The 14,143-nt window shown below is 69.6% G+C and carries 13 protein-coding genes and 2 pseudogenes; 6 read left to right on the top strand and 9 right to left on the bottom strand.

Features of this window, described 5'->3' with window-relative positions; translation table 11 throughout:
- Nucleotides 1-182, top strand: a pseudogene (locus ACLQ2T_RS09355) (IS5 family transposase); the annotation flags it as partial.
- Nucleotides 155-598 carry a hypothetical protein gene (locus tag ACLQ2T_RS09350; protein WP_425765581.1) on the top strand — a complete coding sequence of 148 codons (444 nt, stop codon included), beginning with the start codon at nt 155-157 and terminating at the stop codon, nt 596-598. The pseudogene ACLQ2T_RS09355 and the gene ACLQ2T_RS09350, both read left to right, overlap by 28 nt.
- Before the next feature lie 29 nt (nt 599-627).
- On the opposite strand, the gene ACLQ2T_RS09345 is transcribed toward ACLQ2T_RS09350, so the two are convergent.
- Both ACLQ2T_RS09345 and ACLQ2T_RS09340 read right to left on the bottom strand, forming a co-directional pair.
- Nucleotides 628-1,134, bottom strand: a complete 507-nt coding sequence (locus ACLQ2T_RS09345) for an NUDIX domain-containing protein (protein WP_425765580.1) — start codon at nt 1,132-1,134, stop codon at nt 628-630.
- Entirely contained in the window at nt 1,131-1,352 is a 222-nt protein-coding gene (locus ACLQ2T_RS09340) for a hypothetical protein (protein WP_425765579.1), read from the bottom strand. Before ACLQ2T_RS09340 ends, ACLQ2T_RS09345 begins: the two co-directional genes overlap by 4 nt.
- 368 nt (nt 1,353-1,720) lie before the next feature.
- Here ACLQ2T_RS09340 and ACLQ2T_RS09335 point away from each other — a divergent pair, with 368 nt between their 5' ends.
- Nucleotides 1,721-2,443 (top strand): S1 family peptidase, encoded by a 723-nt coding sequence (locus ACLQ2T_RS09335; RefSeq protein WP_425765578.1) that lies wholly within the window; start codon nt 1,721-1,723, stop codon nt 2,441-2,443.
- 198 nt (nt 2,444-2,641) lie between these two features.
- Here the strand turns inward: ACLQ2T_RS09335 and ACLQ2T_RS09330 are convergent, their stop codons facing one another.
- The 3 genes from ACLQ2T_RS09330 to ACLQ2T_RS09320 all read right to left on the bottom strand — a co-directional run bounded on the left by ACLQ2T_RS09330 (nt 2,642) and on the right by ACLQ2T_RS09320 (nt 5,672).
- The gene (locus tag ACLQ2T_RS09330) at nt 2,642-3,847 is read right to left on the bottom strand and encodes an IS110 family transposase (RefSeq protein WP_425765577.1); all 1,206 of its coding nucleotides are present in this window, start codon (nt 3,845-3,847) and stop codon (nt 2,642-2,644) included.
- A 355-nt stretch (nt 3,848-4,202) separates the two neighbouring features.
- Nucleotides 4,203-5,354 (bottom strand): hypothetical protein, encoded by a 1,152-nt coding sequence (locus tag ACLQ2T_RS09325; RefSeq protein ID WP_425765576.1) that lies wholly within the window; start codon nt 5,352-5,354, stop codon nt 4,203-4,205.
- A 6-nt stretch (nt 5,355-5,360) separates the two neighbouring features.
- Nucleotides 5,361-5,672 carry a hypothetical protein gene (locus tag ACLQ2T_RS09320; RefSeq protein WP_425765575.1) on the bottom strand — a complete coding sequence of 104 codons (312 nt, stop codon included), beginning with the start codon at nt 5,670-5,672 and terminating at the stop codon, nt 5,361-5,363.
- Between the two features lie 61 nt (nt 5,673-5,733).
- Between ACLQ2T_RS09320 and ACLQ2T_RS09315 the strand changes: the two genes are divergently transcribed.
- The 3 genes from ACLQ2T_RS09315 to ACLQ2T_RS09305 all read left to right on the top strand — a co-directional run bounded on the left by ACLQ2T_RS09315 (nt 5,734) and on the right by ACLQ2T_RS09305 (nt 9,313).
- Nucleotides 5,734-8,082, top strand: a complete 2,349-nt coding sequence (locus tag ACLQ2T_RS09315) for a TOTE conflict system archaeo-eukaryotic primase domain-containing protein (RefSeq protein ID WP_425765574.1) — start codon at nt 5,734-5,736, stop codon at nt 8,080-8,082.
- Between the two features lie 93 nt (nt 8,083-8,175).
- Nucleotides 8,176-8,742 (top strand): hypothetical protein, encoded by a 567-nt coding sequence (locus tag ACLQ2T_RS09310; protein ID WP_425765573.1) that lies wholly within the window; start codon nt 8,176-8,178, stop codon nt 8,740-8,742.
- Between the two features lie 118 nt (nt 8,743-8,860).
- Nucleotides 8,861-9,313 (top strand): hypothetical protein, encoded by a 453-nt coding sequence (locus tag ACLQ2T_RS09305; RefSeq protein WP_425765572.1) that lies wholly within the window; start codon nt 8,861-8,863, stop codon nt 9,311-9,313.
- 482 nt (nt 9,314-9,795) lie between these two features.
- Here ACLQ2T_RS09305 and ACLQ2T_RS09300 read toward each other — a convergent pair.
- The 4 genes and pseudogenes from ACLQ2T_RS09300 to ACLQ2T_RS09285 form a co-directional block, all read right to left on the bottom strand.
- Nucleotides 9,796-10,164 (bottom strand): annotated as a pseudogene (locus ACLQ2T_RS09300) (IS110 family transposase); the annotation flags it as partial.
- Nucleotides 10,165-10,421: 257 nt separating this feature from the next.
- The gene (locus tag ACLQ2T_RS09295) at nt 10,422-11,915 is read right to left on the bottom strand and encodes a glycoside hydrolase family 130 protein (protein WP_425765571.1); all 1,494 of its coding nucleotides are present in this window, start codon (nt 11,913-11,915) and stop codon (nt 10,422-10,424) included.
- Nucleotides 11,912-12,964 carry a glycosyltransferase gene (locus tag ACLQ2T_RS09290; RefSeq protein WP_425765570.1) on the bottom strand — a complete coding sequence of 351 codons (1,053 nt, stop codon included), beginning with the start codon at nt 12,962-12,964 and terminating at the stop codon, nt 11,912-11,914. The genes ACLQ2T_RS09295 and ACLQ2T_RS09290 overlap by 4 nt, the downstream gene beginning before the upstream one ends.
- On the bottom strand, nt 12,961-14,097 hold the full coding sequence (locus ACLQ2T_RS09285) for a glycosyltransferase (protein ID WP_425765569.1): 1,137 nt from the start codon (nt 14,095-14,097) through the stop codon (nt 12,961-12,963). Before ACLQ2T_RS09285 ends, ACLQ2T_RS09290 begins: the two co-directional genes overlap by 4 nt.
- Nucleotides 14,098-14,143 lie beyond the last annotated feature (46 nt).

Raw genomic sequence — 14,143 nt, 5'->3', positions numbered from 1 at the left:
GCCGGTGGGTCGTCGAGCAGACCAACGGCACCCTAATGCTGCACCGCCGTCTGGTCCGCGAGTACGAGAGCCGACCCGCCTCCGCGGTGTCCCGCACCTGGTGGGCCTCGACGGCGAACCTCATCCGCCGGCTGACCGGCACCGCCACCGCGTCATGGCGCGACCCGCAGCGGCAGCGGTGACCCCGCCGTCGCTGCTGACCCTGCTCACCGAACGCGAGACCGCCGCCGGCCTGGCCGTCGAGCGGCTCCGCGCCCAGATCGCGTCCCTCGACGAGCAGCTCACCGCAGCCGAGACCGAGATGGCCGAACTCGCCATCACCCGCAGAACGCTCCTGAGCCTGGGCGGCCCCCTCGATGCGGCGGCACCCGCTGACCCGACCGTCGCCAGCCCCGCCTACCAGCAGATCCTCGCCGTGTTCCACGCTGCCACCGCGCCGATGCGCGCCAAGGACATCTGCCACGCCCTGGGCACCGGCACCGCCGCGAAGGACACGGAAGGACTACGCGCCAAACTCAAGCGGCTCGTCGCCCGCCAGATCCTCACCGAAACCGAGGCCGGACTGTTCACCCTCGCCCCGCCGGCGACCTCCGCGTAACCCCGACCACCAGGGCCTCTAGCGAACGGTCAAACCCAGTTCGGACATAGGCTCCCGAACCACCCTCTGAGGATGTCGCTGTAGTCGAGCGAGCCGCCGCGGCGCCAGGCGATGATCTCGTCGGCCCGTCGGACGTACTCATGGAAGCCGGCATGGCTCGCGGCGGTCAGCGCGTCGGGCAGGTCGTGCCATTGGGCGGCGACGAACCCTTCGGTCTGCCGTGGGGTGGCGTTCGTGTCGGTGGTGGCGAACAGGAACCAGTCGACGGTCTTCTGCGCTGGCGTGCCGTCGTGGTCGGTGAAGCGGTACGCCTCCTGTCCGAGGTAGGCGACGTAGCGCATGTCGTGGAGTCCGGCCTCTTCCGATACTTCCCGGGCGGCGGCGATCAGGGGTGACTCGCCCGGCTCGATGCGCCCTTTCGGGGCGACCACCTGACGCTCACCGGTGGCGCGGATCTGCTCCAACAGCAGCATTCGTGGACGGTCCAGGTCAGCGCAGACGACGATCGCGCCGGCGGAGGCGTACAGCCGTGTCATGAGAGTTCCGTTCTCGTGATGGAGGGGCAGGTCGCGGCGTAGACGGTGTCGAGCGTGGCCGTGAAGTGGGCGAGGTCGTGGCGATTGTCGATCCAGTGATCGGTGATCTGCCGCCAGCGGGACAGTTGCTCGTTCACACGCTTCCGGGCGTCTTTGGCCTTGACGAGAGCGCGGGCCGCAGCGTGGTCGTCGTTGATGGCAGCCGTCAGGCGTTTCACGCCGCCGACCCTCGCCAACCAGCGTCTGGTCATGATCAGCGGGGACAGACTCGGGACTCCCGCTGGACACGGATCCGGCAGATCCTCCGCGCTTGTTCGCCGGCGCGGCCGGCCCGCCTGCGCTACCGGGTTGGTACAGAGGGCGGTATTGGCCAATGTGGAGCGGCCGAGCACGATCAGGAAATCGCTCCACCGATGCCCGCGCGTCGACCAACGGAGGTATTCGATTCAACGCGGTGTGCCGTCCACCGCCGGACAGCGATGCGGCGGCACGCGGGCCAGGCCCAAGCGGAGCGAAACCGAGAACCCGCGCCGTATACCGAACGGAGAACTTCGTGCGTACACCATCGCTACTGCGGCGGGCGGCCGTGGCCGTCACGCTGTCCCTGACCTTCCTCGGCGGTGTCACCTTGACCGCGCAGCCGGCCGCGGCCGTCATCGGCGGGACACCCGCCGCGCATTTGCGCGGTCAGGTGCAAATCTTCGTCAACCTCGGATACGAGTGCACCGGTACGCTCATCTCCCCCAACTGGGTCTTGACGGCGCGGCACTGTTTCGACAACACGGGCGGCAACGTCAACAACGCCCTGGTCGTCGCGGGTGACCGCACGCTGACCAGGGGCCAGGCCATGAGCATCGCCGGGATCTACCGGCATCCGACCCAGGACGCGATGCTCCTCAACCTGTGGCAGAACGTCCCGAACGCGGCCAACCTCGTCGTTGGGTACTCACGGGAATACCTGGCGCCCGGCGCCAACGTTTCCATCAGCGGGTGGGGATTGATGACCCGTGGCGGTAACACCCCCGCACCTGTCCTGCAGGTCTGCACCATGCGAGTCAGGGCGAACAGCGTGCACCACGACCAAGTGGGCGCAGGCAACAGTGCCTATCAACTGGTAGCTACCAACTACGGAACGACCGGGCCCGACTCCGGAGTCACGGGGCGCGGAGATTCAGGGGCGGGAGTTATGTACAACAACCGGGTGCACGGCGTCCTCATCACCGGCAATGCCGTGGACATGTCGTACGCCCTCCAGACCCACACCATCGCGGGGTGGATCCAACAGAAGAGCAGAGTTCAGCCGTCGTGAAGGGCTCCGGCGTCCGGCCACCTCGGCCGGACGCCGGTGCTTGTTCAGTGTCCGTTTGGCCCGACCGGGCGGAGTCAGCGGGCGGGGATCCAGGCGTGTAGGAATCCTGGTCTTGCCCGGGTGTGCCTCGTAGAGGTAGCCGACCACCCGGCCGCGGTCATCGATAGCGTGCACACGGGCCTCGACGACGGGGAGTCTCTACGCGAGTTCGCACAGCACCACCTCTGCTGATCTTGCTTGTTTGGGCTGGTAGGGGGTCTTGTCGCGGATGCAGGCCCAGAGGACGTTGAGGCGTTGTCTGGACAGGGCGGCGGTGGCTTGGCGGTGGGTCTTACTCTCAGCTCTCTTCTTGTCGTAGTAGGCGCGGGATCGTGGGCAGTGGGTCAGGGCGGTGAAGCTGGACATGCTGAACACCCGGCGTAGGCCCCGGTGGTAGCGGTGCGGCCGGATCTGGTGACCCTGCCTGCGGCCGGAGTCGCGGGAGATCGGCGCGAGCCCGGCGTGGGCGGCGAGTGCGGCGGCGCTGGGGTAGGTGGTGAGGGTGCCGGCGTGGGCGAGGAACTCGGCGGCGAGGGTGGTGCCGATGCCGGGCAGGCTGGTGACGATCTCTCCCAGCTCGTGCTCGGCGACAATCACGGCGATGGTTTCTTCGATGGCGGTGATGCGGTCGTTGACCGCTTCCAGGTCGGTGGCCATCTGCGCCACGATCCCGGCCACGGTGGCCTCTCCGGCGACGGCGATGGTCTGCGTCCGGGCGGCGGTGAGGACTTTGGCGGTGAGTGCCCTGGCGGCCCGGGCGCCGTGCTGGCGCAGGTAGTCCAGGATGCGGGCTTCACCGGCGCGGCGCAGTCCGGCGGGTGTCTGCCACTGCGCGAGGAGCCGCAGCGCGCCCTTGCTGCGCAGGTTCAGCGTCTTCTCGAGCGCTGGGCTGATCATGGCCAGCAGGTCCTGGATGCGGGCGGTAAGGCGGACCCGGTCGGCGACCAGGTCGAGGCGGCGGGAGACGAGCAGCTTCAACTGCTGCTGCACCCCGTCGGCGAGGGTGAGGGTCGGTAGGTCGCCGCGCATGCGCAGGGTCTGGGCGATGACGTAGGCGTCATGGGCGTCGGTCTTGCGTTCGCCGTGGAACGCCTCCGCCATCCGTGAGGTGACCGTGCCGCTGACGTAGCGGACGTCGGCGTCCCGGTCGAGCAGGACCGCCAACAGCAGCGCCGCTGGTCCGCCGCGTAGGTCGACGGCCCAGCGGATCGGCTTGCGGCGTTTGCCGAGCCGTCCGGCGATGCCGGAGATGGCCTGCTGGTCGTTCGGAATCTTCTCGGACACCACCACGGTGCCGTCGTCGTCAATGACGCACACGTGGTGGTGGGTCTTGTCGACGTCGACGCCGGCCCACAGGCTGCCCATCGGGCATCACCCTCGTCGGTTGTCTGGTCAAGGGGCGTGGACCCGCCGCGGTTCAGTAGCCACAACTTCGGAAAGGGCGATCGGTCGCAAGTCTCCATCCAGTGCTGATACAGCGGTCGTCAGCGAGGGTCGGGGCGTCCTACTCCTAGCTGGCCATGACATCGGCAGCACACACCCAGACAGTCACCCGACCCTCCGGGTCCACCCCGTCAAACGACACAGTTCTATGTCCGGTTGCGGGTCCCGACGGACACCCGGAGCCCAAGCCGCCGCTGTCAGGGACGTCGCGCCGGGGACGCCGAGCGGCCTACGATCTTGCGCGCCTCGGTGATGGTCACCGGTGGCGAACCATGCGTCAGGTGTCGAGGCCTGCGAGGTTGAGGCGTTCGAGCAGGCTGGGCTTGCGGGCGTGCACTGCCCGTAGCTCGGTCAGCCGCTGTTGGAACAGCCCGCTGTCTCCGTCGCGTTCGGCGAGGTCGCGCAGGTCGACGAGGAGTTGAACGGCGCTGTCGTACTCGCGGGGTCTCTTCGTGGCGATGAGTTCGTCGACCCGCTGCCAGGCGGCGGGTTGGTCGACTGCGAGGGTGTCGAGGTGCCGTTGCCGGGCGGTTGCGGCGGACCGTTCGCGGCGAATCCGGTCGCGTTCGCGCTGCTCGGCGTCCCGTCGTTCCCGCTGGGCGCGCAGGTCCGCAGCGGTGGCGAGCAGTTTCCCGGCGGTGCGGAGGGCTGCCGGGGCCGGGGTATCGGTGCGGTGTGCGTCGCGGTAGCGGCGCAGCAGTCGGTTGCGTAGGTGGCTGTCGCCGCTGGTGATCAGGTCGGTCAGGATGGTGTCCTTGTCCCTTGCGGGCAGTCCGATGACCCAGGTGCGTAGTTGCGCGGCGGTCGGTTCGCCGGAGGCGTCCGGCGTCGACCCGGCCGCTGCGGCCGCGATCAGGTCGGGGTCGATGCGCAGGAATTCGGCGGCGGCGGTGAGGGGCGCGTCGAGGGCGCCCAGTCCGGCCGGGACGGGTGGTTCGGGCTCGTCGTCGGCGATGTCCTCGGACTGTACGCAGCGCAGCCAGGCCAGGTAGAGCAGGCGCAGGTCGCCCGCGGCGAGGCTGGCCCGGACCGGGATGATGGAGGTGAGCAGACCGTGGCCGTCGAGCTCCCACTCGTCGACGCCGTCCTCGTCCCCGTCATGCAGGTCGATGATGACGTGCGTGCCAGCGGTCCACATGGCCGCGCTGTCACCCTGGCAGTACTGGGCCACCGTGGCGGGGTCCAGCACGTGTTTCGGTAGCCGCAGCATGAGCTGGCGGGTGCCCCAGTTCGCCAGGTACAGGTGCGCGTCGAAGTACCGTTCCATCAGCGTGCGCGGGTCGCCCTTGAAGTTGCCCCACTCGTAGGTGTTGACGAAGCTGGTGGCGGTGATGTCGGCCCGGGTCGACAGCGACCGCAACTCGGCCCGCTCCCGGCCGGTGAGGGGCCGGTCGACGGCGGTGAACTCGTAGTACTGGTACTCGCTCACCGTGGCCTACCTTCCGGCCCAGTGCCGGTAGGCGTCGATCCACGCGGCGCCGTCTGGTGCCGGACTGGGTAGCGGCAGGTCGAGCAGACCGATCCTCTGCCGGTGGTGGCCCCGGACACAGACCGCGACAATGTTGTCCTCGGTCAGGTCGATCTTCCGCACGGTGGCCTCGACGCCGAGGACGGTGGTGGTGAACGGCACCGCCAGATGCTCCTCGATCATGGCGAACAGGCCAGCGCGCTCGTCCTGGTAACCGTCCGTGTCGACGGTGGCTTCCTCGATCATCGCCTCCAGCGTGGCGTTGCCCTTCGATGCCATCGACGGAGGATAGCGGACCGGTATCGGGGTGTTCGGAGCCTGATGCGCGAGGATGGTCGGCATGGGTTCGGTGGCCGAGTTCGTCGATCTTCGGCGGGAGGTGGAGCGGTTACGGGCGGAGAACGCCCGGCTGGGACGTCTGCTGGAGCTGCGCGGTGCGGACACGTCTGCGGCACCGGAGCAGTTGTCCGCGCCGGTGGAGCCGCCGGGGCTGGTCACCATGGCCTCGCCGACCCGGGACAAGCTGGCGTTGTTCGCCGACCGGTTCAGGGCCCGGGCTGACGTGTACGCCGTGCGGTGGGACAACGCCCGTACCGGCGCTGCCGGGTGGATGCCCGCGGTCGCCGGCGGTTGGCGTAAGGGTATGGACCGGCGGGGTGCCACCCACCTGCCCCGCACGACGGAGGTCGTCGCGGCGCATCTGGTCGGCGACGTGTTCATGGGCCTGTACCCACTGATGCCCGGCAATACCTGCCACTTCGTCGTGGCCGACTTCGACGGGCCGACGGCGATGCTCGACGCCCTCGCCTACGCGAAGGCGGCACGAGCCAGCGCGGTGCCGGCCGCGTTGGAGATCTCCCAGTCAGGCCGCGGAGCCCACGTGTGGGTCTTCTTCACCGGCGCGGTCCCGGCAGCGACCGCGCGCGCCGTGGGCACGGTCCTGCTGCGTGAGGCGATGGTGCTGCGCGGATCGATGGACCTGCGCTCGTACGACCGGCTGTTCCCCAACCAGGACGTGCTGCCCGAGGGTGGCTTCGGCAACCTCATCGCCGCACCCCTGCAGGGCCGCCGCCGCAAGGACGGGCTGACCACCTTCCTCGACCTCGGCACGCTCGAGCCGTACGCCGACCAGTGGGCGTTCCTGTCGACGCTGGACCGGCTCAGTCCCGGCGACGCCGAACACGTCGCCCGGCAGGCCAAACAAGCAGTCACCGGTGCCGACGTCGCCACGATGAGCCGGTCCGCCGCGACCCAGGTCCACCCTTCGCTTCCTCCGGTGGTCCACGCGGAGGCCGGTGCCGGGCTGAGCATCGACGCCAGACAGCTCACCCCCGCCGCACTGGCGACGTTCAAGCACGCCGCCGCCATGGCCAACCCGAAGTTCTACGAGCTGCAACGACTCCGCAAGTCCACCTGGGACACCCCACGCTTCATCCAGGGCTACGACCTCACCCTCGACGACCGCCTCGTCCTCCCGCGGGGCCTGCGGCACACCATCACCACGATCGTCGAACACGCCGGGTCACGGCTGGCCGTCACGGACGTACGAAACCCCGGGACCGAGATCGACACCTCGTTCACCGCCGAACTCACCAGCAAGCAGGCCACCGCGGTCGGCGCACTTCTCGCCCACGACGACGGAATCCTGGTCGCCCCACCCGGCTCCGGCAAGACCGTCATGGCCTGCGCCGTGATCGCCGAACGCAACACCTCCACCCTCGTCCTCGTCGACCGCAAAGCCCTCGCCGACCAATGGCGCACCCGCATCCAACAGTTCCTCGACATCAAGCCCGGCCAACTCGGCGGCGGCCGACGCAAGCTCACCGGCACCGTGGACATCGCGCTGCTGCCCTCCCTCGCGCGGCACGACGACGTCGCCACCCTGACCCAGGCGTACGGGCACGTCATCGTCGACGAATGCCACCACCTCGGCGCCGCCGCGTACGAGCACTCGGTCAAACGGATCGCCGCGCAGTTCTGGCTCGGCCTCACCGCCACACCCACCCGACGCGACGGCCTCGGCCAACTCGTCACCTGGCAACTCGGACCCGTCCGCCACACCCTGACCGACGAAGAACAAGGCACCCTCGAGGCCGCGATGCACACCGACACCGGACCCCGTCGAGCGCTGTTCATCCACGAGACCCCATTCCAGCCCGGCGACATCGACCTGGACGCGCCCGGAGCACTCGCCGAGGTGCACCGAAGGCTGGCCCTCGACGAACCCCGCAACACCCAGATCGCCGACGACGTCGCCGCGGCCCTGACCTGCGGCCGCAACTGTCTCGTCCTGACCCGCCGGGTCGCCCAGGTCGAGGCACTCACCGCTCTGCTCGCCGCACGCGGACACCAGCCGCTCGTGCTCCAAGGCACGATGAGCACCAGCGAACGGCGGACCATCGTTGACCGGCTCGACGGCGCCAAGGCCGGTGAGGGCCTGCTCGTCATCGGCACCACACCGTTCATCGGTGAAGGCTTCGACGCCCCCGCCCTCGACACCCTCTTCCTCGCCGGCCCGATCTCCTACGACGGCCTACTCGTCCAATGCGCCGGCCGCGTCATCCGCGCCGCGCCCGGCAAGGACCTCGCCGAGGTCCACGACTACCACGACCCAGCCACCCCCATCCTCGCCGCCTCGCTCCCACGCCGCATGCCCGGATACCGGACACTCGGCTTCACCAAAACATGAGCACATCCCATAGCGATCACCATCACTGGCCCACCGGTTAAAGAGATTGACAGAAGCCAAGCGTGCTGGGCCTAACATGGCAGGCTAAGGGCCATGGGCCGGTTCTCGGAGGACGAGCTGCAGGCGGTTGTCTCCCGGTACGAGGCGACGCGGGCGCAGGCGTTGACCGAGCGGGACGAGCAGCTGCGGGCGTTCCACGCGGCCGGCTGGCGGCCGGTGGATCTGCAGCGGGTCACCGGGTACAGCCGGGAGACGATCCGTCAGGCGCTCCGACCTGAAGTCCGACGGGCGACCAACATCAGCCGGCGCAGGACATCACCTCAGCCGCCGGCGGACTACCGGCCCTACGGTGACCGGAAGCCCTACGTGGTTGCCGAAACCCTCACCGAACTACACGGCCCGACCGACGGCACGGTGACGCTCCCGCATCACCTCGACTGGTCCGGGCACGCCGAGTACGACCTGACCCAGCCCGCACGCCTGGCCAGCATGTACAAGGCGGTGCTCACCGAAGCCAGCACCGTCGAGGACCTGAACACCTGGCTCAATGCCGACCTGCTGCGGCGGCTCTGGCCCACCCTGTGGCTGCCACCCCAGCTCCGCCAGCACTGGGAGGACGCCTTCCCCGAACTCGCCGCGACCCGCAGCAACGCGACGTAGCGGTGGACCCCTTCCACGAACCGCCCCGTTCGCCTGGCCCGCAGATCGAACATCAAATGACTGCGTATCGAACGCTTCGGGTGCCGCAAATCGAAAGCAAGGGCCTCGCAGATCGGAAATGCGGCGGTTGGCGCGTTGGCATGGCGACCAGCGGGTCGAGCTGCTTGTTCTGGAACCCGACTGCGATGAGTACTACTACCGGAAGTATCGGATCTATTCGGCAGTCTCTCTTTCTGTCGAAGCCGGCGTGGACGAGTACTGGGCGGCGATTGGTTATGAGCCGCTCGGCGATACCTATGCGTCGATGGCAATCACGGCGAACGTTGTCGCTGTTACTGGAGCGTCTAGAGGATGGGGCTGCTGGGGCGAAAGGGAGTCCGAAGTAGCGGTTTTCAGTGGCTTCCCTGATTCCTCCACCCGAAGGGAATGGCGTGCCCGGTTTGGTCCATTCCTGGAGGTGTCCGATGCATTGGATTCTTATTTTCCATGGACCTACAAAGGTCGCGCTGCGCCGGATGGCTACGCTGCTACGCTGACTGCCAACTATGGCCCCGTGTCTGGTCAATCTTGATGTGATCACGAAGGCCGTCTGCATCGCTGGGAGAAGATTCTTCCGGCGGTTACACCTGCGCCGCTGACGATAACTAGATCTCACTGAGGGTGATGAAGTGTTGTCGTTGGCTGTAGGGTTCCGCTTGGGTTGCCGTCACGGTTGCCGTCACACGCCTCTAGCTGATGTCGATGTATCGATGAATGGTGGTGCGGCCGGTATGGCGACGGAAGCGGCGGTCCAGTGGCGTGCGCGTAGCGGTGCGGCGTTGATCCCCGGAACCACTTGCCGCGGGTGATCGGTGAAGGGATCGTCACGGTTTCGGCATGGTCGACGGGCGCTGGCTCGGGAGTTGGGGTGCTCGGTGTTGGTGGGCGTGCGCGGGGGGCCGGAACGGCTGTAGCGCGTGCGCGCTGCCCGGCGTCAGCCGGGCGTACTTGATCCTAGAGCAGTTTTGAGCCAGTCGGATCTTGGTCGGGGGCCTTGACCGGCTGGCTTACTCTCATGGTCAGGAGGTCCTGGATGCGGGCGGTGATGCGGACCCGGTCGGCAACCAGGTCGAGGCGGCGGGAGACGAGCAGCTTCAGTTGCTGCTGTACCCCGTCTGCGAGGGTGAGGGTCGGTAGATCGGTGCGCATGCGTAAGGTCTGGGCGATGACGTAGGCGTCATGGGCGTCGGTCTTGCGTTCGCCGTGGAACGCCTCCGCCATCCGTGAGGTGACGGTGCCGCTGACGTAGCGAACGTCCGCGCCCCGGTCGAACAGGACCGCCAGCAGCAGTGACGCCGGTCCGCCGCGCAGGTCGACGGCCCAGCGGACCGGCTTACGACGCTTGCCGAGCCGCCCAACGATGCCGGAGATGGACTGCTGGTCAGGGGCGTGGACCCGCCGCGGTTCAGTAGTCACAACTTCGAAAAGGGCGATCGGTCGCAAGTCTCCATCCAGTGCTGATACACGACAGAGCTCGATTCGTGGTTGCTCTTCGTGCCGGATGGGAGGTGGTGGACTCCTGGACAGATGACCAGTGAACGAGCTGCTTGCCGCGGCGGAGCCCCGTCGCCGCGCGTGCGACCGGGCGGTCGGCGGGGCGCCGATACCCCCCCCGTCCGGACGGTTGTACCGGCGGCCGCTCATCCGTCCTGGCCGCCCGGTGCTGGTGCGGACGCCACCATCGCGGCGAGGAGCGTGGCCACCGGCACGGTGGCGAACCCGACCCGGTTATCGCTGGCCCCGTACGGCAGCCACAGCTCGCCGTCGTGGACGAGCGTGCCGCAGGAGTAGACGACGTTGGGGACGTAACCGTCCTGCTCAGCCTCGTCGGGCGCCAGGAGCGCACCGGGCAGCCGCGCGATCACCCGTTCCGGTCGGCGGAGGTCGAGCAGGAGCGCGCCGATAGCGTACCGGCGCATCGGGCCGACGCCGTGGGTGAGGACAAGCCAGCCGGCGTCGGTCTCGATGGGCGATCCGCAGTTGCCGACCTGGATCAGTTCCCAGCTGTCCCGGGGGGCGTGCAGCGGCACCGGCTCCTGCCACCGGTTCTCACCGTCCAAGCGGGTCAGGCCGATGGTCTCGCCGTCGGCGCGGCACAGGGCGAGGTGCCGGCCGCCGACGGTACGGGGGAACAGCGCGACGCCCTTGTTGCGGACGCCCGGCCCACGCATCGGGGTGATCTCGAAGCGGCGCAGGTCGCTGCTGGCCAAGGCGCGGGTGGCGATGCTCCGGCCGTCGTAGGCGGTGTAGGTGGCCCGGTACACCGGTCCGGACTCGTCGGTGAACCTGATGAACCGGGCGTCCTCCATGCCGTTGCTCTCCGCCGGAACAGCCGGCCAGAGCACCCGTTGGTGCAGGGCGGTGCCGGCGGGGAAGGTCGTGGCGTAAGTGGCGGCGTTGGTGCGGCGTACGTGTTCGAGGGTGTCCGGTCCGGTGCTGCGGGAGAGCAGGTCCGGTGGCAGATCGCCGAGTACGCGATCGAAGGTCCCCTCGTCGTAGCGTTCGGGCAGGGCGTCCAGCACGGTGGCGGTGATCTCGTTGTCGCAGTCCACCTCGGTCAGCCCGGCGGCCAGGAGGTCGCGGCGGTGCCGTGCGGCCGTCCGCTGCCCGACGACCAGCGGGCCCGAGCGGTCGACGACGGTGAGTCGGCGTCCGGGTCCGAGGACGGCGGTGGCAAACCCGATGGACGACAGGTGTCCCTCGCCGATCTGGCGCAGGCTGATCGCGACGCGCACCTGCCCGGCGTCCAGACCGTCCTGGTCCGGGTGGATCATCATGGACGGGTTGCACAGCGCGGCGGCCTCGACCGCGTACTCGTGGCTGAAGTAGGCGCCGATCAGAAGTCGGGTGGTGGGGGGCAGGTCCCGGGCCCGGGCGATGCGGTGCCGGACGAGGTCGTAGTGGTGGTGAAACGTGTCCTCCAGGTCGCGGTGTCGGGTACCGAAGCGGTCGAAGGTTTCCCTCAGCAGCCGGCCGGTCTCCTCGTCGTCGAGGTCCGCGACACGGTCGATGAGCGCCCTCGCGCGGCTGCGTACCAGGGCGGCGTCCTCACCCGGGACGAAGAGCTTGATGACGACCCGGCGTGGATCCGGGGCGAGGGTGGTGCCGTGCCGGACGGCCAGGGTGCCGGTCACGACCACCGCCGCGCGTGCTGCAGGGTGGAGATCAGCGCGAGGGTCGACTCGGCGCCCTGGTTGAGGTTCGGCCCGTACGCGGTCAGCCCGTCGTAGGCGCCGCCGGTCGCCGGATCCCACATCCGCGTGCCGACGTCGTTCTCGCCGAGGAACCACCCCACCGCCTGCCGTACCCCGTCCTCCCAGCCGGGGTCGCCGGTGACCGTGGCGGCGGTGGCGCAGGCGTCGGCGAAGGCCGCGACCTCGATCGGTTGCTGGTCGTGGCGCAGCCGCGCCTCGCCGCGCTGCCACCCGCCGGCGGGTACGACCGACAGCCGTCCGTCGCGCAGTTGGACCTCACGAAGCCAGGCCAACATCCGTAGCCCGTCGCCGAGGGGTGGACCGCCGTGGCGCAGCTGGCTGGCGGCGATGACGACCTCCGCGAGGGCCGCGCTGGCGTAGGTCAGCCCTTGCCGCGGCCAGGGCCACCGCGGGTCAGAGCCCGGACCGCCGATCGTCGTGGCGGCGTCCGTCAGCAGCGCCGCTGCGGCGGTGTGGGCCGGGTGGCGGCGAAGCACCTCGACCGCGCCGAGCCCGGCGAAGGCCATCGCGTGCGGCGCCGGGGAGCGCCGGTTGGCGCCCCGGCTGAAGGCGACGAGTGCCTCCTCCCGGATCCAGGCGGCGGGACTGCGGGCGGCGGCGGTGCCCAGCCCCCACAGCGCTCGGCCCCACCAGTCGCCGAGGCCGGCCTCGTCGGTCCAGCGCCGATCGTGACCGAGCCGGTTGTGGAAGGCGCCGCTGGCGTCTTGGGCGTGGGTCAGGAAGGCGAGGTAGCGCTCGGCGAGCCGGAGCACCTCCTTGGCCGGCTCCGGTTCGCGGCTGGTGACGACCAGGCCACGGGCGACGTCGTCGGTGCAGTAGCCGTGCTCGCGCCGGACGATGGCGTGCCGGGCGTGCTCGAACAGCCCTGTGTCGTCACTCAACCGGCTCAGATGCGCGAAGCTCGGTCGGGGCGCGGGCTGCCCGCGACCGCCGCCGGGTGTGCTGGGAAGGCCGGTGGTCGCTGTCACGCCGATGCCGCACTGACCGCGGGAAGGCGGGCGGCGACGAGCCGTTCGGCGAGCGTGCCGTAGCGGGCCGCCACCGCCGGCCAGCGCAGGTCCGCAGCGAGCGGCCGGACGCGGCCGGCCAGCCGGGCCGCCAGGCCCGGTTCGCTGAGGATCCGCCGGATCGCGCCGGCCAGCGCCGCCGGATCCCGATGGGGTACGACTAGACCGGGGCCGCCGGTGAGCAGCTCGACAGCATGAGGGAAGGCCGTGGCCACGACGGGCACCCCGGCGGCCACCGCCTCGATGAGCACCCCGGAGGTGACCTGTTCGCGGGAGTCGTAGGGCAGCACCACCACATCGGCGGAGCGGATCAGCCGGCCGAGGGCGGCCTGGTCGTGGTAGACGTCCTGGAAGTCCACGGCGTGTGCGACGCCGAGTTGCGCGCCGAGCCGGTGCAGTCCCGCACGATACGCCTCCCCGTGGTGCTCGATCACCTTCGGATGGGTCCGGCCCGCGACAGTGTAGGTGGGTGTCGGGTCGAGGTCCTGCAACTGCGCGAGGGCCCGCAACGCCCACTCGACGCCCTTGCCGGGACCGAGCAGTCCCCAGGTCAGCAGGTGTGGGCGGGTACGCCGGTCAGCGGGTACGCCGACGTGCTCGGCCGCGCCGTGCGGGATGACCGTCACCTTGTCCGCACGTACGGTGTAGCCGACGAGCAGCCGGTCGCGAGCCGTGTCGGTCATCGTGACGACCGCTGCGGCGGCGGTGACGATCTGCTCCAGCAGGGACTTCTGCCGGACGGAGGGCCGGCGGAGCACGGTGTGCAGGACCACGATGCTCGGCACAGTGAGCCGGCGCAGCAGCGGCAGGACGTCCTCGCCGTCGGCGCCGGGGTAGATGCCGTACTCGTGCTGGACGACGGCCACGTCGAAGGCGTTCAGGGCCGCCGCAGCGTCCCGCCAGCCGGCCTGGGTACGCGTCGACCAGGTGTGCACGACCCCGGGTCCGGCCCGCAGGTCGTCGCCGCGGTCGGTGACCCGGACAATGCCGCCGCGCGTACCGTCGGCGCTCAGGTGGGCGGCGAGGGAAGAGTTGAAGGTGGCCAGTCCGCACCGCGTCGGCGGGTGCGTGCTGAGGAATCCGTAGCTGGGCATGGATGTCGGGCCTTCCGGTTGTCGGCCGCCTCCTGAGATGCAGGGG

It is taken from the genome of Micromonospora sp. DT229 (genome assembly GCF_049844505.1).
Taxonomy (GTDB): domain Bacteria; phylum Actinomycetota; class Actinomycetes; order Mycobacteriales; family Micromonosporaceae; genus Micromonospora.
The sequence above is the reverse complement of the archived record's forward strand: the minus strand, read 5'-3'. Positions and strand labels throughout refer to the sequence as shown.